Origin of the sequence: Curtobacterium sp. L3-7, assembly GCF_048756585.1 — a bacterium.
Taxonomy (GTDB): domain Bacteria; phylum Actinomycetota; class Actinomycetes; order Actinomycetales; family Microbacteriaceae; genus Curtobacterium.
In genome coordinates this window covers 413132-433616 of record NZ_CP151474.1, presented here as the reverse complement: position 1 = coordinate 433616, position 20485 = coordinate 413132, and the positions used below count along the sequence as shown (strand labels likewise).

20 protein-coding genes are annotated in these 20485 nt (G+C 71.4%); 11 read left to right on the top strand and 9 right to left on the bottom strand.

The features are described from left to right. The first annotated feature begins 1 nt into the window (after position 1). Genes AAEP80_RS02100 through AAEP80_RS02090 form a run of 3 tightly spaced genes read left to right on the top strand, consistent with a single transcriptional unit; the run spans position 2 to position 3914 of the window. Positions 2-3079, top strand: a complete 3078-nt coding sequence (locus tag AAEP80_RS02100) for a GH92 family glycosyl hydrolase (RefSeq protein WP_420365766.1) — start codon at positions 2-4, stop codon at positions 3077-3079. 34 nt (positions 3080-3113) lie between these two features. Continuing rightward, complete coding sequence (locus tag AAEP80_RS02095) at positions 3114-3320, top strand: hypothetical protein (RefSeq protein WP_420365765.1); 207 nt, start codon at positions 3114-3116, stop codon at positions 3318-3320. A gap of 30 nt (positions 3321-3350) precedes the next feature. Next, the gene (locus tag AAEP80_RS02090) at positions 3351-3914 is read left to right on the top strand and encodes a hypothetical protein (RefSeq protein WP_420365764.1); all 564 of its coding nucleotides are present in this window, start codon (positions 3351-3353) and stop codon (positions 3912-3914) included. 127 nt (positions 3915-4041) lie between these two features. Here AAEP80_RS02090 and AAEP80_RS02085 read toward each other — a convergent pair whose 3' ends face one another. From AAEP80_RS02085 to AAEP80_RS02065, 5 genes are all read right to left on the bottom strand, one after another. After that, a complete protein-coding gene (locus AAEP80_RS02085; RefSeq protein ID WP_420365763.1) occupies positions 4042-4554 on the bottom strand; it encodes a GNAT family N-acetyltransferase in 513 nt (170 codons plus the stop codon). Positions 4555-4597: 43 nt separating this feature from the next. After that, positions 4598-5536, bottom strand: coding sequence for an aldo/keto reductase (locus AAEP80_RS02080; RefSeq protein WP_420365762.1), 939 nt, complete (start codon positions 5534-5536; stop codon positions 4598-4600). Between the two features lie 53 nt (positions 5537-5589). Beyond that, entirely contained in the window at positions 5590-6195 is a 606-nt protein-coding gene (locus AAEP80_RS02075) for a CG0192-related protein (RefSeq protein ID WP_420365761.1), read from the bottom strand. A 73-nt stretch (positions 6196-6268) separates the two neighbouring features. After that, on the bottom strand, positions 6269-6760 hold the full coding sequence (locus AAEP80_RS02070) for a diadenosine tetraphosphate hydrolase (protein ID WP_413600622.1): 492 nt from the start codon (positions 6758-6760) through the stop codon (positions 6269-6271). 52 nt (positions 6761-6812) lie between these two features. Then, on the bottom strand, positions 6813-7568 hold the full coding sequence (locus AAEP80_RS02065) for an SDR family NAD(P)-dependent oxidoreductase (protein WP_420365760.1): 756 nt from the start codon (positions 7566-7568) through the stop codon (positions 6813-6815). Positions 7569-7603: 35 nt separating this feature from the next. Here AAEP80_RS02065 and AAEP80_RS02060 point away from each other — a divergent pair, with 35 nt between their 5' ends. Next, on the top strand, positions 7604-8434 hold the full coding sequence (locus AAEP80_RS02060) for a putative RNA methyltransferase (protein ID WP_420365759.1): 831 nt from the start codon (positions 7604-7606) through the stop codon (positions 8432-8434). Here AAEP80_RS02060 and AAEP80_RS02055 read toward each other — a convergent pair. Further along, positions 8373-9308: a hypothetical protein gene (locus AAEP80_RS02055; protein WP_420365758.1), complete on the bottom strand. Its 936-nt coding sequence runs from the start codon at positions 9306-9308 to the stop codon at positions 8373-8375. The two genes, AAEP80_RS02060 and AAEP80_RS02055, sit on opposite strands and share 62 nt — an antisense overlap. Positions 9309-9336: 28 nt before the next feature. Further along, the gene (locus AAEP80_RS02050; protein ID WP_420365757.1) at positions 9337-9762 is read right to left on the bottom strand and encodes a VOC family protein; all 426 of its coding nucleotides are present in this window, start codon (positions 9760-9762) and stop codon (positions 9337-9339) included. Between the two features lie 62 nt (positions 9763-9824). On the opposite strand from AAEP80_RS02050, the gene AAEP80_RS02045 reads away from it, so the two are divergent. Then, positions 9825-10787 carry a helix-turn-helix transcriptional regulator gene (locus AAEP80_RS02045; protein ID WP_420365756.1) on the top strand — a complete coding sequence of 321 codons (963 nt, stop codon included), beginning with the start codon at positions 9825-9827 and terminating at the stop codon, positions 10785-10787. A gap of 28 nt (positions 10788-10815) precedes the next feature. Here AAEP80_RS02045 and AAEP80_RS02040 read toward each other — a convergent pair whose 3' ends face one another. Continuing rightward, complete coding sequence (locus AAEP80_RS02040; protein WP_420365755.1) at positions 10816-11568, bottom strand: Abi family protein; 753 nt, start codon at positions 11566-11568, stop codon at positions 10816-10818. Positions 11569-11932: 364 nt separating this feature from the next. Here AAEP80_RS02040 and AAEP80_RS02035 point away from each other — a divergent pair, with 364 nt between their 5' ends. The 6 genes from AAEP80_RS02035 to AAEP80_RS02010 are packed head-to-tail and all read left to right on the top strand — an operon-like array spanning position 11933 to position 19596. Then, positions 11933-12022, top strand: coding sequence for a potassium-transporting ATPase subunit F (locus AAEP80_RS02035; RefSeq protein ID WP_281266117.1), 90 nt, complete (start codon positions 11933-11935; stop codon positions 12020-12022). Continuing rightward, positions 12022-13707: a potassium-transporting ATPase subunit KdpA gene (gene kdpA / locus AAEP80_RS02030; protein WP_420365754.1), complete on the top strand. Its 1686-nt coding sequence runs from the start codon at positions 12022-12024 to the stop codon at positions 13705-13707. Before AAEP80_RS02035 ends, kdpA begins: the two co-directional genes overlap by 1 nt. Then, positions 13704-15800: a potassium-transporting ATPase subunit KdpB gene (kdpB, locus tag AAEP80_RS02025; RefSeq protein ID WP_420365753.1), complete on the top strand. Its 2097-nt coding sequence runs from the start codon at positions 13704-13706 to the stop codon at positions 15798-15800. The genes kdpA and kdpB overlap by 4 nt, the downstream gene beginning before the upstream one ends. A gap of 2 nt (positions 15801-15802) precedes the next feature. Next, the gene (gene kdpC, locus AAEP80_RS02020) at positions 15803-16405 is read left to right on the top strand and encodes a potassium-transporting ATPase subunit KdpC (protein ID WP_420365752.1); all 603 of its coding nucleotides are present in this window, start codon (positions 15803-15805) and stop codon (positions 16403-16405) included. Positions 16406-16420: 15 nt separating this feature from the next. Then, positions 16421-18913 carry an ATP-binding protein gene (locus AAEP80_RS02015; RefSeq protein WP_402727340.1) on the top strand — a complete coding sequence of 831 codons (2493 nt, stop codon included), beginning with the start codon at positions 16421-16423 and terminating at the stop codon, positions 18911-18913. Beyond that, a complete protein-coding gene (locus AAEP80_RS02010) occupies positions 18910-19596 on the top strand; it encodes a response regulator (protein ID WP_420365751.1) in 687 nt (228 codons plus the stop codon). The genes AAEP80_RS02015 and AAEP80_RS02010 overlap by 4 nt, the downstream gene beginning before the upstream one ends. Here AAEP80_RS02010 and AAEP80_RS02005 read toward each other — a convergent pair. Further along, positions 19593-20435 (bottom strand): helix-turn-helix transcriptional regulator, encoded by an 843-nt coding sequence (locus AAEP80_RS02005; RefSeq protein WP_420365750.1) that lies wholly within the window; start codon positions 20433-20435, stop codon positions 19593-19595. The genes AAEP80_RS02010 and AAEP80_RS02005 overlap by 4 nt on opposite strands. Positions 20436-20485 lie beyond the last annotated feature (50 nt).

Below are 20485 nucleotides of genomic sequence, written 5' to 3'. Positions count from 1 at the left end.
CGTGCGAGAACTGCAACGGAGCGGTGGCCCGACGACGGCCGTCGCCGCGAAGAACGGTGTCGGCTTCACGTCCCTCGAGGCGTTCCTGGTGGACGAGCCGGAGGCGATCGTGCCCGGGTTCGCCGGGCGGACGATCGAGTCCGGCGACGAGCTCTCGTGGGTGTGGTTCCCCGAGCGGACCCTCCCCACCGGTAAGTCCGAGCCCGAGGAGCAGGACCTCGACCACTTCTGGGACGCCACGGCGTTCACGCTCGACATCGTCTTCCGCGACGGCACCCGGCTCAGCGAGCAGGCAGCGGATCAGTACGGCGACGCGCTGACCCCGGAGGCGCAGGACACCGCCCGCAAGGCCTGGGTCGACCAGTGGAACCGTCGCGCGGTGGACCTCACGCCGTTCGCGGGCCGGGTCGTCGACCGCCTGGAGGCCCGGCTCGGCTCCGGCGCGCCGGTCACCGGGCTCCGTGGCTGGCTCGACGACGTCCGGATCGAGCAGCCTCGGCGTCCCTCGGCGTCCCGCCCCCTCGACCACGTCCGCACGACGCGCGGCACGCAGGCGTCCTCCCGGTTCTCGCGCGGCAACAACGCCCCGCTCGTCGGGCTCCCGCACGGCGGCGTGTTCGGGCTGCCGATGACGGACGCGGCGAGCAACCGGTGGCCGTACGCGTACCAGGAGCACAACCGGGCGAGCGACAACCGCCCCGCGATCCAGGCCTTCGCCACGAGCCACATCCCGTCGCCGTGGATGGGGGACCGCGGGGTCTTCCAGGTGATGCCGTCCCCGCTCGGGTCGCCGGACGTCGACCGTGTCGCACGGGCCCTGGCGTTCGCCCACGACGACGAGCTCGACGGCCCGCACCGCTACCGTGTGGCGCTCGAGCACGGCGTCACCGCGGAGATGACCCCAGGCGAGTTCGCCCTGGGCTTCCGCTTCACCGGCACGAGGAGCATCGTGCTCGACCACCACGGCCGGGTGCTCGAGTCCACCGTGCGCATCGAGGACGGCACCGCGATCGTCGAGGCGCACCTCGACGACCGACCCGGCACGCCCCCGCACTTCGTGCACGTCCGGGTGCCCGGCGCGACGGCGGACCACACGACCACCACGGACCAGCAGCTCCGCGGCTGGATCGCCGTCGAGGGGGACACCGACGTGCTCCTCGGCATCTCGACGGTCTCGTACGAGGACGCCCGCGCGAACCTCGACGCCGCCGGTCCCTTCGACGCGATGCGCGAGCGGGCCGAGCGCGAGTGGGACGAGAAGCTCGCGACGCTCGACGTCGAGGGTGCCACGGAGGACCAGCTGACCTCGATCTACTCGGGCCTTTACCGGTTGTTCCTCTACCCGAACCGCGCCGGTGAGACGGCCCTGACGGGTGCGCCGCACTACCGCTCCCCGTACGGCGACGTCCTCGCCGAACCGATCCGCGACGAGCCGGGGCCGGAGATCGTCGACGGTGCGATGACCACCACGAACGGCTTCTGGGACACCTACCGCACCGCGTGGCCGCTGCTCGGGCTCCTCACCCCGGACACCGCCGGCGAGCTCGCGCAGGGCTTCGTCCAGCACTTCCACGACGGCGGCTGGACCCCGCGGTGGAGCGCCCCCGGCGCTGAGGACTGCATGACCGGCACGACGAGCGACACCGTCTTCGGGGACCTGCTGTCGAAGGGTATCGACGGGTTCGACCTGGAGCAGGCGTACCGGAGCGCCGTGAAGAACGCGACCGTCCCGCCGCGTGACGAGCGTGTCGGGCGGAAGGGGAGCCTCCCGGGTGCATTCCGCGGCCACGTCGACACCGACACGTCCGAGGGGATGTCCTGGACCCTCGACGCCGCGATCAACGACTGGAGCGTCTCGGTGATGGCGACCGCCCTGGCGGACCGGACCACCGACGCCGTGGAACGCGAGCGGTACACGGCAGAGGCGGAGTGGTTCGCCCGACGGTCCCTGCAGTACCGGAACGTGTTCGACCGTCGCCGCGGGTTCTTCATCGGACGGACCCCCGACGGGCGGTGGCGCGAGGGCGAGGGCTACGACCCGGACCAGTGGGGCGGCGACTACACCGAGACGAACGCCTGGGGCACGATGTTCACCGCGCCGCACGACGGCTCCGGGATCGTCGACCTGCACGGGGGGCCGGAGGGCTTCGACGCCGCGATCGACCGGTTCTTCGCGACGCAGGAGACCGGCGCGACCGACCGTGCCGGGCACTACGGCGTCCCGATCCACGAGATGACCGAGGCCCGGGACATCAGGATGGGCATGCTCGGGCTGTCGAACCAGCCGGCGCACCACATCCCGTTCTTCCCGATGTTCACCGGGCGCCACGACGACGCCTACCGCATCGTCCGGTCGGCGCTGGACCGGCTCTTCGTCGGGTCCGACCTCGGCCAGGGCTACCCGGGCGACGAGGACAACGGCGAGATGAGCGCCTGGTACGTCTTCGCCACCATCGGCCTGTACCCGTTGGCACCGGCCAGTGGTTCCTACGTGATCGTGCCGCCGTCGGTCCGGCGCGCGGTGCTCCGACCCCCGGGAGGCTCGCCCACCGTCATCGAGACCACTCGCGCTGGTCGGTTCGTCGCCTCGGTCACCGTCGACGGCTCGCCCTGGACGTCCGTCAGCATCCCGCACGCGGTCGTGGTCGGCGCATCGTCGATCGTCGTCGAGCTGTCCGAGACGCCGACCGGCTGGGCGTCGGACACGCGACCCGTCTCGGCGTCCGACGTGCACAGGTACCGCGACACCCCGGAGGACGTCCTCCCCGTGCGGTCGTCTGCGCTGACGGACGACACCGGACGGACGGTGACGGCGCTCGCCGCGGGGACGACCGTGTCGTTCGACGTGTCGATCGAGTCGGCGTCGCTCTACACGGTGACCGCCGCGGCGCCGGGGACGTACTCGTGGCAGGTGTCGCTCGGGCAGTCCTCCTTCGACGTCGCTGACGCCGTCTTCGAGTGGGCGGGGCAGACCCGGGTGTTCCCGATCAGCGGCGGCGGGGCGTCGTTCGCGTTCACCGCCGGAACGGACGTGGAGCTGACCCAGCTGGAACTCATTGCTGCCGACGGGCGGCTCTGAGGCGCTGCTCATGCGGGACGGGCATGCTCGTCCCATGTCGATGAGCAGCGCGTTCGATCCCTCACAGGGCCGCGCCATCCCCGAAGACCAGGTGACCGAGAACGGCCTCGAGCTCGACGAGGACCCAGCACACGGGTTGGACATCGAGGTGGAGGTGGTCAGTGGCGCCGCCGCGGACCCCGCCGCTCCGTCCCTGTTCCTCGCCCCGATCTCCACCCCGTCCCCGTCCGACCCGGAGTAGCCCGCTTCGATCGACCGGTAGTATTTCAGGATGACACCGACGGCCTACGTCGACGAATCCGAGCCAGGCGACCGGCGTGACCCTGGCGCGTACATCCTGGCGGCCGCCATTCCTGCGGTTGATGCGCACGAGCTCGTCCGGGATGAGCTGCGAGCGTTGAAGCCCCGTTCTGCGCGCAAGCTGCACTGGACCGAAAGTGACGCCGCGTACCGCCAGCGGATCGCGGCCGCACTCGCGGGGTTGCCGTTGACGTTCGTTGCCGCGGTCGCGATCCTGCCTCCGACGTCTCGCAGCGAGCGTCGGCGTCGAGTCGCACTCGAACGCCTGTTGTACGAGTTGGTCGCCGTCGGCATCGACAGCGTGGTCTTGGAATCTCGCGGGCCCGCAGATCGGCACGACCGAGCGCACGTCGATGCGCTCCGAGCACGCCGGATGATCGGCAGCGTGCGGGTCGACCATGTCGCAGGGACCGCGGACCCGCTGCTCTGGGCGGCCGACGCGGCATGTGGCCTCATCTCGCAGGACAGACGAGAGGAGTCGGCTCGTCGAAGCCTGTTCGACGATCGGATGGTCGTGCACGAAGTCCGACGCTGAAAGCGCGAATCCCCGGGCCCCGCTATACCGCAGGATCTCCCAGGGATCACTTTCGCACCCACCGCGATGGGGCGACTCCCATCAGTCTGACATATCAGGGACGCAGTGGCAATCGATCCGCCCGGGGTCAGCCGACGCGGTACTTGAAACCGACGTGGGAGCCCGTGAAGCCGAGGCGCTCGTAGAACCGGTGGGCGTCCGTGCGTGCGGCGTCGGACGTCAGCTGCACGAGGGACACGCCGAGCGCGGGTGCGGCGACGTCGGTCACCCATCGCACCATGGCGCTCCCGATGCCGCTCGACCGGAGCGCGGACGAGACGCGCACGGCCTCGACGAGCAGCCGGGTCGACCCCCGCCGGGCCATGCCGGGGATCCGGGTGAGCTGCATCGTCCCGACGACCGAGCCCGTCACGTCGACCACGACGAGCAGCGCGTTCGCGGGGTCCTCGACGATCGCGAGGAGCGCGCCCGCGTAGGCCTCCCGGTCACCCGCAGCGGCGACGTCCCCGCGCGCGGCGCTGATCGGGTCGTCGGACAGCAGCGCCATCAGCGCGTCGAGGTCGTCGGGCACCGCGGAGCGCAGCGTGAACGAACCGGCGCGGGCGGACAGCGGAACGGGCAGGGTGAGATCGTCGAGCACGATCCCACCCTGCCCGCTCGCAGGTGGCTCAGGGAACGGTGGCTCAGGGAACGGTGTGCCCGGCTGCGGTCAGGACGCGGTACCACTCCTCGCGCGAGAGCTCGACGTCCGAGCCGGCGGCCGAGTCCCGCACGCGCTGCGGGTTCGTCGTGCCGAGGACGACCTGGAAGTGCGCGGGGTGCCGGGTGATCCACGCGACGGCGATGCCCGTCGGGGTGACCCCGTGCGCCGATGCGAGCTCCTCGAGCACGTCGTTGAGCTCCGCGTACTGCTCGCGGTCGCCGAGGAAGACGCCGTCGAAGAAGCCCTTCTGGAACGGCGACCAGGCCTGCGGCGTGATGTCGTGCAGCCGCGAGTAGTTGAGGATGTCGTTGTCGCGGTCGATCGACTGGTCCAGGCCGCCCATGTTCGCCGCGAGGCCCTGCGTGATGACGTTCGCGTGCGTGATGCTCAGCTGCACCTGGTTGAAGGCGAGCGGCCGCGTGACGAACTTCTTCAGGAGCTCGACCTGCCCGGGGGTGTGGTTCGAGACGCCGAAGTGGTGGACCTTGCCGGCGGCGTGCAACTCGTCGAAGGCCTTCGCGACCTCTTCCGGCTCCACGAGGGCGTCGGGGCGGTGCAGCAGCAGGACGTCGATGTAGTCCGTGCGGAGCGCAGCGAGCGACTCCTCCACGGACTCCATGATGTGGTCGTACGAGAAGTCGAAGTACGCGCCGTGGTCCGTCGGGCGGATGCCGACCTTCGTCTGTAGCTGGATGGCGGCACGCTCGGACGATGACAGCGTGACCGCGGCACCGAAGCGCTCCTCGCAGCCGTGCCACCCGCCGTAGACCGCTGCATGGTCGAACATCGTCACGCCCGCGTCGCGCGAGGCCGTGTAGAGCGAGCGGATGTCCTCGTCGCCCATGTCGTTGATCCGCATCAGGCCGACGATGACGTCGGATGCGGTGAGGTCCGTCTGTGGCAACTCCAGTGTCTTCACGTCCCCGATCCTGCCAGGACCCGGCGCGGACAACGAGGTCCTGGCCGTACCTCTCAGGCGCGCAAGGTCGCCACGACGGTGGGTTCCGAGCCGGCCCAGGTCGCCGTGAGCGTCTCACCGTCGGGCAGGGGCGTCCCGACGACCCGCACGATGACGAGGTCCCCGATCGAGGTCAGCGCGCCGTCGGTCGTCGGCGAGACCACGTGCACCGTCGGTGACGACGACGCGGAGCCACTGCCGACCGCCGACCCGAGCGACGGCGGCGGGGCGTCGGACGCGACGGCTGCCTCCAGTCGGGCCTCGTGCCCGCCGGTGGCGATCGCACGACGGAGGACGTCGGCGTAGACGGGGTCGCCCGCGGCGTCGTACACCCAGCGTCGACCGAGCACGGAGTGGTCCATCTCGGTGATCAGGAAGTCGGCAGCGTCGGCCAGCGGAGCGCCGCGGTACGTCAGCGGCACGTGCAGGACCGGACCGTCCCCGACGTGCACGAGGTACGTCTCCACGCCGACCTCGCCGTCCGGGTCGTCGAACCGGAAGCGCCCGTCGACGACGACCTCGGCGCCGGGTTCGACCCCGCTCCACGGTTGCGTGGGCAGCCACCCGCCGATCGCCTCGGTCTTCGACGGACGGAGTTCGGCGTTGTGGATGACGGCCATGAGCCGAAACTAGTGGACGGAGAAGCCGCCGTCGACAGCGCCGTGGTCGCGTCGAGTCGCCGCCTGATCGTCGTCATCCGCTGATGCGCACCGTGTCAGCGTTCGCGAGGACATCGAGCTCAGTCGTGATGCGCGCGCGCAGTCCGGCGTGTTCGGTGCCGAGCGCGGTGCGAGGGTCGAGCCACCGATCGGGCTCGTAGAGCCAGACCGGACGGGTCACCAACGACGGAGGCTCCCATTCGTACCGTGGCCAGATGTGGGCGTGGACGAACGCGTCCGCGTTGCCGAGCACGTCGAGGTTCACCCGTCGGAACGCCGGGTCGATCGCCCGGCATGCGCGCTCGACAGCGGTGGCGAGCAGATCGGCATCCGCCAGGAACTGCACTCGGTCACCTCGGGGCATGTCGGCGAGGGCCGTGACCGATGGATCCTTCCCGAGCAGCACGCAGTAGCCGGGTAGGAACTGCGCGTCCCCGATGACCGCGAAGCCGCCGGCGAGCTCGGCCAGTACGGTCGGATTCTCGCCACGATGTGCCGCTCCGATGCGGTCTCCACGCCAATCCACGGCACAAACCTACTCATCGCCCGCGCACTCGCGACCCACCACGAGACACGTTCTAGTGCACGGAGAACCCGCCGTCGACGGCGATCGACTGCCCCGTGACGTAGGCCGCCCCGGGGCCGGCGAGGAACACCGCCGCGGCCGCGAAGTCCGACGCCAAGCCGTTCCGTCCGACGAGCGTGCGCGCCGCCAGCCGCTCGACGGTCGCCGGGTCCGAGCTCAGCCGGCGGTTCAGAGCCGTCTGCACGAAACCCGGCACGAGGACGTTCGAGGTGACCCCCTGCCCGGACCAGGCTTCTGCCTGGGACCTGGCCAGTGCCTCCAGTCCGGCCTTGGAGACCCCGTACGCGCCGCTGGCGGCGAAGGGACGGTGGGCCTGCTGCGAGCTGATGCCGATGATCCGGCCGTAGCCGCGCGCCGCCATGCCGGGCGCGAGGCGCTGCCCGAGGACGAACGGGGCATCGAGGTTCACGGCCATCGTGGTGTCCCACGTGTCCTCGTCGAGGTCGGGCATCGGTGGCCGCAGGTTGATCCCCGCGGAGTTGACGAGGACGTCGACGTCCCCGACGACATCGGCGAGCGCGTGTGCTCCGCCGCGGGTCGACAGGTCCGCGACGACGCCGTCCGCGGCGCCTCCTGCCGCGCGGACCTCCGCGACGGCTTCGTCGATGGTCGCCGCCGTCCGGGCAGCGACGAGCACGTGGGCTCCGGCGTCGGCCAGCGCCCTGGCGATCGCCCGCCCGATGCCCGAGCTGCCGCCGGTGACGAGTGCGGTGCGTCCGTCGAGACCGAAGAGCTGCTGCAGCGACATCCGGCCAGGCTACCGACGCCCGTACGCTGGACGGCGTGCGTGACGACCTGCTCCCCGTGCTCGCCTGCCCTGTGTGCACCGAGCCGCTGTCGCGGACGGGGGCAGGCCAGGCCGGCTGCACGAACGGGCACCGCTTCGACGAGGCGAAGCAGGGCCACCTGACGCTCCTGCCGACGAAGCGCCGCGCGCTCACCGCGGACACGCCGGAGATGGTCGACGCCCGCATCCGGTTCCTGGGTCGCGGGCACTACGCACCCGTCGAGCGGGCGCTCGCCGCGGTGGTCGCGTCCGCCTCCGCACCCGGCATCGTCCTCGACGTCGGTTCCGGCCCGGGGACCTACCTGGCCCATGCGCTGCGCGCGGCGGACTGGAGGCTCGGGGTGGCGTTGGACTTGTCGCCCGTCGCGATCCGACGGGCGGCTCGCATGCACGTGGCGGCCGGAGCGGTGGTCGGTGACGTCACGGAGCGGCTGCCGATCGTCGACGGCGCTGCCGCGGTCGTCCTCGACGTGTTCGCCCCGCGGAACCAGCGCGAGTACGCCCGGGTCCTGCACGAGGACGGCGTGCTCGTCGTCGTCACGCCACGCACCGGGCACCTGGCCGAACTCGCCGAGGCGACGATCAGCGTCGACCCCGAGAAGGAACGGCGGTTGCGCGATTCGCTCACGCCGTCGTTCGTGCTGCGCTCGTCCGAGGACCTGACCTGGACGATGGACCTGTCCGCCGAGGACGTCCACGACGTCGTGCACATGGGCCCGAGCCACCACCACGTCGCTCCCGACGCGGTCTTCGCCCCGAAGACGGTCACCGCCGCCGTGACGGTGTCGACCTGGGCGCCGGAGACAGGTTCCCGTTCCGCGAGGTGACGGATCCGGTTGCCGGAGCCGGGCGTTGCCGGGGGTAGCGGCCGACCCGGGCCTCCCAGAGTCGTCGGAGCACGAAGCCGATGGCAACGCCGCCCATCCCCGCGGTGAGTGCGAACGGCATGCCGTGCACACCGGCCGCACCCCATGCGTTGAACAAGACGCCCCAGGTCGCTGCCTGCAACGGTGCTCCACCGACAGCGTGGTGACTCTGCGCCCTCGCGCTCCACCATCCAGTCGGGATCGCCCACGCGAGCGCCAACCCGGCGAGCAGCAGCCACCCGGTGAGGAACCGGGGAGTGGGGACGACGAACAGCAGCACCGGGAGGGCGAGGAACCCGACGCCCGCGATCGCCGACGACACCAGGCTGCTCCGCTCCGACTTGCCGATCGGGGCCTTCCGGCGCGGACGGGTGCGGTCGACGAGCGGCTGTGCCGGCGGCGGTCGACGGCGTCCGACGGTGCGGTACCGGATCGCGATGCCGATGAACCAGCCGGCGACCGTGCTCGTGATCCACGCGGAGAGTGCGCTCGGGTACGCAGGGCCGAACAGCGGTCCGAACACGAAGATCCCCGCCACGATGACCGGGACGGCGATGATCGGCGGCGCGACGGCCATGACCACCGCGCCCCAGAGCACTCCAGCAGCGGCACCGGCCACGACGACGCCGATCCCTGATGGATCAGCGTCGCCGCGGTCGTGCAGGACGCCGTAGGCGATCCCGCAGGCGACGGCCAGCGCGGCGATGTACCAGCCGAGCGGCGGAACGGGTCGACCGCGCCAGTCCAGTTGCTGCCGCAGGTTCTTCCGGAGCTGTCGTCGTCCGCGGAGCTTCCGTTTCCTGGCCTGCTGGGCAGCGGTGGTCGTGTCCCCCATCCGCCCAGTATGCCGACGCAGGCGTCGCTCAGTGCTCGGCGGACTCCTGGACCACGTCGAGGGCCCAGATCACGCCGAACTTGTCGCGGAGCTGCCCGGCGAGGGGCGACCACGCGGCGGGACCGAACGGCTGCCGGATCTCGGCGCCGTCGGAGAGCCCCTCCCACGCGGCGGTGATCTCGTCCGCGTCCGTGCCGCTCAGGTACACGTAGAAGGCGTTCGTGCCCTGGTCGTAGCGCTGCCCGGGCCACACGTCGAACGCCATCACGCGGATGCCGCTCGCCGTCTGGACCTGGCCCCAGACGATCCGGTCGGCCCACGCCGGGTCGTCGGTGGCGCCCATCGCGCCGTAGGTCATGGTCGCCGGCTCGGTGCCGAGGGCCTTCGCGTAGAAGTCGAGGGCCTCGCGGGCGTTGCCGTCGAAGTTGAGGTGCGGAGTGGTCGTGATCGTCATGGGAGTGAGTCTGCTCGGCAATGCGGTCAGGTCATGTCCGCTTCTCGACGGATACTGGACGCGTGTCCGGACCGTCCTCGCGCATGCTCGCGCTTCTCTCCCTGCTGCAGGTGCACCGGGACTGGCCGGGTGACGTCCTGGCCGAACGGCTCGAGGTCAGCCCGCGAACCGTCCGTCGTGACGTCGATCGGCTCCGGGAGCTCGGCTACCGGGTCGAGGCGCTCCGCGGGCCGGCCGGCGGCTACCGGCTGTCCGCCGGATCGGAACTCCCGCCGCTGCTGTTCGACGACGAGCAGGCCGTGGCGATCGCCCTCGCACTCGCCGTCGCACCGGCGTCCGGCGCAGACATCGCCGAGGCCGCAGCGCGGGCACTGGGGGCCGTCCGGCAGGTGATGCCCTCGCGCCTGCGGCACCGGATCGACGCCGTGGACGTGGTGATGACCCCCGGCACGACGACGGTCGACCCCGAGGTGCTCGTCGCGGTCTCCGACGCCGTGCGCACGCGGCAGGTGCTCCGCTTCGACTACGACTCCGCGTGGGGCGGCGACCTGCACGACCGCCCGCCGCGACGGGTCGAGCCGCACGCCGTGGTCGCCAGGAACGGCCGGTGGTACCTGCTGGCGTGGGTGCCGGAGCGGGACGACTGGCGCACCTACCGCATCGACCGGATGCACCCGCGGACCCCGACGGGCGTCCGGTTCACGCCGCGACCCGTCCCGGGCGGAGATGCGGCGGGCTTCCTCGCGGCGAGGGCGAAGGGCTCCACCGGGGCGGACGAGTGGCCGTGCACCGGCACAGCTGTCCTCGCGGTGCCGGCGGGGTCGATCGCGCCCTACCTCGACGCGGACGCGGTGCTCGAGGAGCTCGATGGCGACCGGTGCCGGCTGACGATCGGCTCGTGGTCGTGGACGGCCTTGGCCGCTCGGTTCGCCGGCTTCGACGCGGGCTTCTCCATCGAGGGCCCGCGAGCGCTCCGGGCGGCGAGCAGCGCGCTGGCGGGTCGATTGCGGGACGCTGTCCGCTAGCTGTCGTGGCGCCGATGTCGCGAGTGGTTCACGACGCTGATGCGCCGAGGCCGATGAGGAGATCACGGTGCTCGGTGAGGAGCTGGTCGAGTTCGAGGGTTCGGACCGGATCGCTGCGCACACTCTCGGCCATGTGGCTGATGATCACGAGCGACCGGTACGGCGATCTCGGGAGCGTTCTGCTCAAGGGTTCGATGAGCGACGGAGGTGAGCGGTACTTCGGTGTCGGTACCCCGAGCTGGGTGCCCCAGATCCGAGAGTGGTGTGCGCAGCAGTTGCGGACATGCGTGACGGGTTGCAGCGTTCCGCGCAGGGTCGGCGCCGGGAGACGGAACGTCTGCGCGAGCTCCCGTGCGACGTGCGCGTCGAGAAGCCCGGCAATGCGTGAGATCGCGCCGAGACTCAGTTGCTCGGCGATCATTCCGAACGCGACCTGATCGAGATCGCGCCCCGCCGAGATCCGACGAGTGGCCGGGTCGGTACTCCGGTCGAGGGCGCTGCTGAACTGTGCGCGGAGTGCATCGAGGTCGGCACCGGGTCGGAATGCTCGCGGGTCGACGTGCCAGGACGGCCCGAACTTCTCTGCGCACGTGATCGCCATACCGCCCCGGAGCGCGAGCTCAATCCGCTCGATCCGTACGAGCAGGGCGACGCGGAGCGCGCTGTCGAACTCGTGCAGACGGTCGACGTCGCGGTTGGTGAACGGGAGACCGAAGGTTCGAAGTGCTCGACGGAACTGCGCCGTCCGCCATGGGGAGAGGTGCGCGGTGAACGATGTCATGCGGGTGCCTTCGAGATCGTCGATTCGTTCGATCTCGGGCGAGCCGGCAGCAACTACAGCGCAGGAAACAGCATGAGCGGGTGACGATCCGTCCGGTGCTGGTGAGCCAGCACCGGACGGAGCAGTCCCGCCGATTTGAGGAAACGCGAGCGTTCGAGCCTTGGCGGGAACCGTCACCACCAACATATCAGTTGGTCGCGACGGGTGGCAAGCGTTAGCGGGGCGCATGCGTCGCGCCGCGGGCCGTTAGGAGCGCGTTAGGAACGGCCTGGAGGCCCGGTTCCGGATCCAGCATCGGATCCGGCACCACACACGGTGCGGTCCACGGCACCGGTCGCGGACCTCCAGATCTCCAGGAGTCCTCGTGCTCGGCATCACCATCGCCGCCGCCGTCCTCGGCATCGCCGCGGTCGTCTACCTCGTCTGGGCGCTCGTGCGTCCAGAACAGTTCTGATGGGCAGCGCGGCAACGACCTGGGCGGGCATCGCCCAGGTCGCCGTGCTCGTCCTGCTGCTCGCCGTCTGCCACCGCCCGCTCGGTGACTGGATGGCGCGGGTCTTCACGTCCACCCACCACGGCCGGGTCGAACGACTCGTGTACCGGGTGATCGGGGTCGACCCGGACGCCGAGCAGTCGTCCCGCGCGTACCTGCGCGGCGTGCTGCTGTTCAGCGCCGTCGGGATCGTCGTCATCATCGTCCTGCAGCGCATCCAGTCGGTGCTGCCGGGTTCGCTCGGGCTGCCGAACGTCGGATGGGCGCTGTCCTTCAACACCGCGGTGTCGTTCGTCACGAACACGAACTGGCAGTCGTACTCGCCGGAGGCAACGCTCGGCTACTCGGTCCAGATGGCCGGCCTCGCGGTGCAGAACTTCCTGTCGGCAGCAGTCGGTCTCGCCGTCGCGGTGGCCCTCGTCCGCGGCTTCGCCCGCCGACGCTCGGGAACGATCGGCAACGTCTGGGTGGACGTCGTCCGGGGGACCGGCCGGCTGCTCCTGCCGCTGTCCTTCGTGTTCGCGATCGTGCTCGTGGCGGGTGGCGTCATCCAGTCGTGGGGGAGCGGCACCGACGTCACGACGCTCGTCGGCGGGACGCAGCACATCCCGGACGGGTTCGTCGCGTCGCAGGAGGCGATCAAGCTCCTCGGCACGAACGGCGGCGGCTACTTCAACGCGAACTCGGCCCACCCGTTCGAGAACCCGAACGCGTGGACGAACCTCGTCGAGGTCTTCCTGATGCTCGTCATCCCGTTCAGCCTGCCCCGGACCTTCGGCACGATGGTCGGCGACCGTCGCCAGGGCCGCGCGATCCTCGTCGTGATGGGCGTCCTGTTCCTCGTCTCGCTCGCGGTGATGTCCATCGCCGAGCTCGCCGGCGGCGGATCGGCCACGCAGGCGGCAGGCGCTGCGATGGAGGGCAAGGAGGTCCGGTTCGGGATCCTCGGCACGACGCTCTTCGGCACGACGTCGACGGCCACCTCGACCGGGGCGGTGAACGGCATGTTCGACAGCTTCACCCCGGTCGGCGGGCTGATGGCGCTCGTCAACATGATGCTCGGCGAGGTCACCCCGGGCGGCGTCGGGTCCGGTCTCTACGGCATGCTCGTGCTCGCCGTGATCACGGTGTTCATCGGCGGGCTGCTCGTCGGGCGGACGCCGGAGTACCTCGGCAAGAAGATCCGCGCCCGCGAGATGACCTACGCCGCGCTGTACATCCTCGTCACGCCGACGGTCGTGCTCCTCGGGACCGGGCTCTCGCTCGTCATCCCCGGCGTCCGCGAACAGACGATCGGCACCTCGCTGTTCAACCCCGGCAACCACGGGCTGTCCGAGCTGCTCTACGCGTTCACGAGCGCCGGCAACAACAACGGCTCGGCGTTCGGCGCGTTCACCGCGAACACCACCTGGATGAACACCGCTCTCGGCGTCGCGATGCTGCTCGGCCGCTTCGTGCCGATCGCCTTCGTCCTGGCGCTCGCCGGCTCGCTCGCGTCCCAGGAGAAGGTCCCGGCGACCGCCGGCACGCTCCCCACCCACCGGCCGCTCTTCATCGGCCTGCTCGGCGGCGTCGCCGTCATCGTCACCGCACTCACCTACTTCCCGGTGCTCGCACTGGGTCCCCTCGCAGAAGGACTGTCATGACATCCGTGACCTCCGTACCGGAGTCGCACACCACCTCGGGACCGGCCACGCGCCGGTCCGCATTCGGACCCAGGCAACTGGTGTCGGGCCTCCCGGGCGCACTCCGGAAGCTCGATCCGCGGCTCATGTGGCGGAACCCCGTCATGTTCATCGTGGAGGTGGGCGCAGCCCTCACCACGGCGGCGGCCGTCGTCGAGCCGTCCGCGTTCACGATCGCCATCGCGGTCTGGCTCTGGCTGACCGTCGTGTTCGCGAACCTGGCGGAGTCCGTCGCCGAGGGGCGCGGCAAGGCACAGGCGGAGGCGCTGCGGAAGACGCGCTCGACCACCACGGCCCGCCGCGTCCTCGGGTACGACACGTCCGCCCCGTCGGCGCTCGCCGCGGACACGGAGGAGATCGCATCCGTCGACCTCGCGAAGGGGGACGTGGTCGTCGTGGTCGCGGGCGAGGTGATCCCCGGCGACGGCGACGTGGTCGACGGGATCGCGTCGGTCGACGAGTCGGCCGTCACGGGTGAGTCCGCACCGGTGATCCGGGAGTCCGGTGGTGACCGCAGCGCCGTCACCGGCGGCACCACGGTGCTGTCCGACCGGATCGTCGTGCGCATCACCTCGACGCCGGGTGAGACCTTCATCGACCGGATGATCCGGTTGGTCGAGGGAGCCGCGCGCCAGAAGACGCCGAACGAGATCGCGCTGAACATCCTGCTCGCGTCGCTGTCGATCGTCTTCGTCATCGTCTGCCTGACGATGCAGCCCATCGCGGGCCTCGTCGGCGCCGACGTCAGCGTCCCGGTGCTCATCGCCCTGCTCGTGTGCCTCATCCCGACGACGATCGGCGCGCTGCTCTCGGCGATCGGCATCGCGGGCATGGACCGGCTCGTGCAGCACAACGTCCTCGCGATGTCCGGCCGTGCGGTCGAGGCGGCCGGGGACATCACGACGCTGCTCCTCGACAAGACCGGCACGATCACGTACGGGAACCGTCGGGCGTCGCGGGTCGTCCCGGTGCCCGGCGTCACCGAGGCGGAGCTGATGGAGGCCGCCGCGCGCTCGAGTGCCGCGGACGGCACGCCAGAGGGCCGCTCGATCGTGGAGCTCGCCGCGCAGGCCGGGGTCGTCGTGGACGCGTCGGACGGGGCCGTCGAGGTGCCGTTCACCGCACAGACCCGGATGTCCGGCATGGACCTGCCGGACGGGTCGTCCGTCCGGAAGGGCGCTGCTGCGGCAGTCCTCGGCTGGGCCGGAACCCCCGACGCCGGGGTCGTTGCGGCGATCGACGCGACCGGCGCGGAGATCTCCGACCAGGGCGGGACACCGCTCGTCGTCGGGCGTCGCTCGGCCGACGGCGTCGTGTCGCTGCTCGGCGTCGTGCACCTCAAGGACGTCGTCAAGGACGGGCTCAGCGAGCGGTTCGGCGAGCTGCGGAGCATGGGCATCCGCACCGTGATGATCACGGGGGACAACCCGCGGACGGCGAAGGCCATCGCGGCCGAGGCCGGTGTGGACGACTTCCTGGCCGAGGCCACGCCGGAGGACAAGCTCGCGCTCATCAAGCGGGAGCAGGACGGCGGGAACCTCGTCGCGATGACGGGCGACGGCACGAACGACGCCCCGGCGCTGGCGCAGGCGGACGTCGGCGTCGCGATGAACACCGGGACGACCGCGGCGAAGGAGGCCGGCAACATGGTCGACCTCGACTCGGACCCGACCAAGCTCATCGACGTCGTCCGGATCGGCAAGCAGCTGCTCATCACCCGTGGGGCGCTCACCACGTTCTCGATCGCCAACGACGTCGCGAAGTACTTCGCGATCATCCCGGCGATGTTCCAGCTGGCGTTCCCCGGGCTGGCGGCGCTCAACGTCATGGGGCTGCACAGCCCGTCGTCCGCGATCCTGTCGGCCGTGATCTTCAACGCGCTCGTCATCGTGGCGCTCATCCCGCTGTCCCTGCGCGGCGTCAAGTACCGCGCGGCGTCGGCGTCGTCGATCCTCGGCCGCAACCTGCTCCTCTACGGGGTCGGCGGCGTGATCGTCCCCTTCATCGGCATCAAACTGATCGACCTCGTCGTTGGTCTCCTCCCGGGGTTCTAGTCATGGCAACCACATCTCGCTCATCCCTCCGCTCGCTCGGCGTCGCCGTCCGGCTCACCCTCCTCGCCACCGTGGTGCTCGGCGTCGCCTACCCGCTCGCCGTCTGGGGCGTCGGCCAGGCCGCCTTCCACGACCAGGCGAACGGCTCGATCGTGTCCCAGGACGGCAAGCCCGTCGGGTCGTCGCTCATCGGCCAGTCCTTCACCGGGAAGCAGGCCGACCGCTGGTTCCAGTCGCGACCGTCCGCCGCCGGGGACAAGGGGTACGACGCGAACGCCTCGTCCGGGTCGAACCTCGGGCCGTCGAACCCCGACTTGAAGAAGGCCATCGAGTCGCGTCGCGCGGCCGTGGCGGAGGCGGACGGGGTGCCCGCTTCAGACGTCCCCGCGGACGCGGTGACGGCGTCGGGCTCCGGCCTCGACCCGGACATCAGCCCGGAGTACGCGCTCCAGCAGGTGCAGCGCGTGGCATCGGCTCGTGGACTGTCGATCGCCGACGTGCGCGCGTTGGTGCACCAGCACACGGAGGCCCGCGAGCTCGGCGTCCTCGGTGCACCGGCGGTGGACGTCCTGCAGCTGAACCTCGCCCTCGCGACGCTCGGCTGATGCGAGGATGGGCGCGTGAAGCGAGGCAAGCTGCGGGTGCTGCTCGGGGCCGCACCCGGCGTCGGGAAGACCTTCACGATGCTCGAGGAGGGACGCCGGCTCCGCGACGAGGGCCGTGACGTGGTCGTCGCCGTCGTGGAGACCCACGGCCGCGCCGCCACGGCCGCCCTCGTCGAGGGGCTCGAGGTCGTCCCCCGCCGGGTCGAACGGCACCGCGACGTGGAGCTGGACGAGATGGACCTCGACGCCGTGATCGCCCGGCACCCCGACGTCGCGCTGGTCGACGAGCTCGCGCACACGAACGCACCGGGCGGCCGGCACGACAAGCGGTGGCAGGACGTCGAAGCCCTGCTGGCGGCGGGCATCGACGTGGTCTCGACGGTGAACGTGCAGCACATGCAGTCCCTCGGCGACGTCGTGCACGAGATCACCGGGACCGTCCAGCGCGAGACCGTCCCCGACGCGGTCGTCCGGGCAGCGGACCAGATCGAGGTCGTCGACCTGTCGCCGCAGGCGCTGCGCGAGCGGCTCTCCGAGGGCCTCGTGTACCCGGCCGCCAGGATCGACGCCGCACTGTCGAACTACTTCCGCCTCGGCAACCTCACCGCGCTCCGCGAGATCGCCCTGCTGTGGCTCGCGGACGAGGTCGACGACGCCCTGAAGCGCTACCGGGCCGAGCACGGCATCGAGCACCGGTGGGAGGCGCGAGAGCGCGTCCTCGTCGCCCTCACCGGCGGTCCGGAGGGCGAGACGCTCCTCCGTCGCGGGGCCCGGATCGCCGCCAGGTCCTCCGGCGGTGAACTCGCGGCCGTGCACGTCACCACGAACGACGGGCTGCGCGAACGGCACCCTGGCGCGCTCGGTGCGCAGCGCGCACTGCTCGAGCAGCTCGGTGGGACGTACCACCAGGTGGTGGGCGACGACGTGCCAACGACGCTCGTCCGTTTCGCGCGGTCGATCGACGCCACACAGATCGTCATCGGGGTCAGCCGGCGCACGCGGGCGGCCGCCGCGCTCACCGGCCCCGGCATCGGCAACACCGTCATCCGCGAGTCCGGCGACATCGACGTGCACGTGGTCACCCACGAACGTGCCGGCGGTGGCTTCGCGCTCCCGCGGCTCGGGGGCAGCCTGTCCCGTGGCCGTGTGCTCAGCGCGTTCGGCCTCGCCCTCGTCGTCGGACCGCTGCTGACCTGGCTGCTGTCGTTCGGCAAGACCCCCGACGCGATCACCGTGGACGTCCTCGCGTACCAGCTGCTCGTGCTCGTCGTGGCGCTCGTCGGCGGGATGTGGCCCGCCGTGTTCGCCGCGGTGCTGTCCGGGTTGAGCCTCGACTACTTCTTCGTCCAGCCGCTGTACCGCGTCACCGTGCAGCAGCCCTGGCACCTCGTCGCCCTCGTGATGTACGTGATCAGCGCCGTGCTCGTCAGCTTCGTCGTCGACCGTTCGGCCCGACGCTCGCGGACGGCCCGCCGTGCCGCGGCCGAGTCCGGGCTGCTCATCGGCATCGCCGGCAGCGTGCTCCGCGGTGACGACGCGCTCCAGGCCCTCGTCGAGCGGACCCGCGAGGCGTTCGGCTACACCGGTCTGCGTGTCCGCCAGGGGGACATGGTGCCGGCCACGTCGGGGACGTTCGGCGACGTGCCTGATGCCACCACCAGCCTCCCCTCCGGTGCGGTCCTGGAGTTCGCCGGCGCACCGGACGACCCGACCCAGCGCCGGTTGCTGCGGGTGGTGGAGCAGCAGATCGACGCGGCGCTGGAGCACCGCGAGCTGACCAGGACCGCGGTCGACGCGGAACGCATCGCCGCGGCTGACCGGGTCAGGAGCGCGATCCTCGCGGCCGTCGGCCACGACGTCCGGCGGCCGATCGCGGCCGCCAGCGCGAGTGTGCAGACGCTCCGTGCCAGCGACATCCGGCTCTCCGACGCCGACCGGGAGGCACTGCTCGCCACCGCCGACGAGAGCCTCGGCCAGCTCGCGGTGCTGTTGGGCGACCTGCTCGACGTCTCGCGGGTGCAGGCGGGGGTGCTCGCGGTCACCCCCGTCGCCCTCCCGTTGGAGACCGTGGTCGCGCCGGCACTCGACGAGCTGGAGCTCGGGCCGGACGACGTCGACCTCGACCTGCCCGGCGACCTGCCACCGGTGCTCGCCGACCCGGTGCTGCTGCAGCGCGTCGTCGTGAACCTGCTCGCGAACGCGGTGCGGCACAGCCCGGCGGGGACGACGGTGCGGGTGGCGGCGAGTGCGTTCAGCGGGTCGGTGGAGCTCCGCGTCGCCGACCACGGACCCGGGATCCCCGAGGCGCAGCGCGACGACGTGTTCCAGCCGTTCCAGCGGCTCGGGGACACCGACAACGACACGGGGCTCGGACTCGGGCTCGCCCTGGCGCGGGGGTTCACCGAGGGGATGGGTGGGACGATCGAGGCCGACGACACCCCCGGCGGCGGCCTGACGATGGTGGTGCGGCTCCCGATCGCCGGGCACGTCGGGGTGGAGGCACGATGAAGGTCCTCGTCGCGGACGACGACCCGCAGCTCGTCCGTGCCCTCGGCGTGACGCTGACGGCGCGCGGGTACGACGTCGTCACCGCCCGGGACGGCCGCGCCGCGATCGACGCGGTGATCACCGAGCGGCCGGACCTCGTGATGCTCGACCTCGGCATGCCGCGGCTCGACGGGATCGGCGTGCTCGAGGGCATCCGCTCCTGGTCGCAGGTGCCGGTGCTGGTGTTGTCCGGGCGGACGGACTCCGCTGACAAGGTCGACGCGCTCGACGCCGGCGCGGACGACTACGTGACGAAGCCGTTCCAGATGGACGAACTGCTCGCCAGGCTCCGGGCGCTCGGGCGGCGGCAGGCGGCCGCCGCCGCGGCGACCGACACGAGTCCGACGGTGCGGATCGGGAGCCTCGTGGTGGACCTCGTCGCGAAGCAGGTCCTGCCGGCGGGGGGCCCTGCGATCCGCCTGACCCCGACCGAGTGGCGGTTGCTCGAGGTCCTGATCGCCAACCCGGACCGGCTGATGACGCGGGAGATGCTGCTCACCGAGGTGTGGGGACCGTCGCACGGCAACGACTCCGGGTACCTCCGGCTCTACGTCGCGCAGCTGCGGCGGAAGCTCGAGCCGGACCCGTCGTCCCCGCGCTACATCGTCACCGAGTCGGGCATGGGGTACCGCTTCACCCCCTAGGACCTGGCCGCTGCCAGCTCCGCCCGGGTCCTCGCGCCGTGCTTCCTGAGCAGGTTCGCGACGTGGTACTTCACCGTGTTCACGCTGATGCCGAGGCCCTCGGCGATCTCCTGGTTGCCGACCCCCGTCGCGACGAGCCGCAGCACGTCCCGCTCGCGCGGGGTCAGGTCGGTGTCGTCGGCGACCTCGACCGTGCCGGGCGCCGGGTCGAGCGGCAGCGAGATGTCCAGGACGGACCCCCACGCCGGCGTCGACTCGACCGCGAGTCGCCCGTCGAGCGCCACGACCCGTTCGGCGATCGGCCGCATGGTGTCGTCGTGCGCGTCCAGGGTGCCCGCGCCGTCGTCACGGAGCTGCATGAGGAGGTTCCGGCCGTCGCAGTCCCACTGGATCCGGACGCGGTGGGCCTCACCGGCGTCGACGAGTGCGAGCACGGCGGTGCGGACGATGGCGCGGGCCGCGTGGGCGACGTCGCCGGGCAGGGCGCGGCCGGTCGCCGGCGGTTCGACGAACTGCACGTCGAGGTCGCCGAACCGGACGAGGGGACGCAGGTCGGCGCGCAGCCGTGAGAACGCGCCCGTGACGGGTTCGAGCAGCGTGCTCCGCTGCCGGTCGGTCAGCGTCCGGAGCTCGACGAGCGCAGCCGAGGCGATCTCGACGGCCTCTGACCGGGCAGCGGCGTCGCCCACCCGCGGGGACCGGAGCACGGCGAGCACGGACTCCAGCGTGAGCGCGTGCCGGTCGGCCTGTTCGGCGACGGTCCTGGCGTGCTCCGCAGCCGCCAGCCGACTGGCGGGGCCGAGCCGAGCCTCCGTGCCGTCCTGATCCGTCTCGTCCACGCGGCCGAACGTACCGGTCCCACCCGAGAGGACGGGGCCACCCGATCGGG

Bases quoted from the DNA above. Each gene is read 5' to 3' on its own strand.
- kdpB (WP_420365753.1), top strand. From the start codon at position 13,704: ATGACATCCGTGACCTCCGTACCGGAGTCGCACACCACCTCGGGACCG.
- AAEP80_RS02090 (WP_420365764.1), top strand. From the start codon at position 3,351: ATGACACCGACGGCCTACGTCGACGAATCCGAGCCAGGCGACCGGCGT.
- AAEP80_RS02010 (WP_420365751.1), top strand. From the start codon at position 18,910: ATGAAGGTCCTCGTCGCGGACGACGACCCGCAGCTCGTCCGTGCCCTC.
- AAEP80_RS02040 (WP_420365755.1), bottom strand. From the start codon at position 11,568: ATGACATCGTTCACCGCGCACCTCTCCCCATGGCGGACGGCGCAGTTC.
- kdpC (WP_420365752.1), top strand. From the start codon at position 15,803: ATGGCAACCACATCTCGCTCATCCCTCCGCTCGCTCGGCGTCGCCGTC.
- AAEP80_RS02065 (WP_420365760.1), bottom strand. From the start codon at position 7,568: ATGTCGCTGCAGCAGCTCTTCGGTCTCGACGGACGCACCGCACTCGTC.
- kdpA (WP_420365754.1), top strand. From the start codon at position 12,022: ATGGGCAGCGCGGCAACGACCTGGGCGGGCATCGCCCAGGTCGCCGTG.
- AAEP80_RS02050 (WP_420365757.1), bottom strand. From the start codon at position 9,762: ATGACGATCACGACCACTCCGCACCTCAACTTCGACGGCAACGCCCGC.
- AAEP80_RS02055 (WP_420365758.1), bottom strand. From the start codon at position 9,308: ATGGGGGACACGACCACCGCTGCCCAGCAGGCCAGGAAACGGAAGCTC.
- AAEP80_RS02075 (WP_420365761.1), bottom strand. From the start codon at position 6,195: ATGGCCGTCATCCACAACGCCGAACTCCGTCCGTCGAAGACCGAGGCG.
- AAEP80_RS02095 (WP_420365765.1), top strand. From the start codon at position 3,114: ATGTCGATGAGCAGCGCGTTCGATCCCTCACAGGGCCGCGCCATCCCC.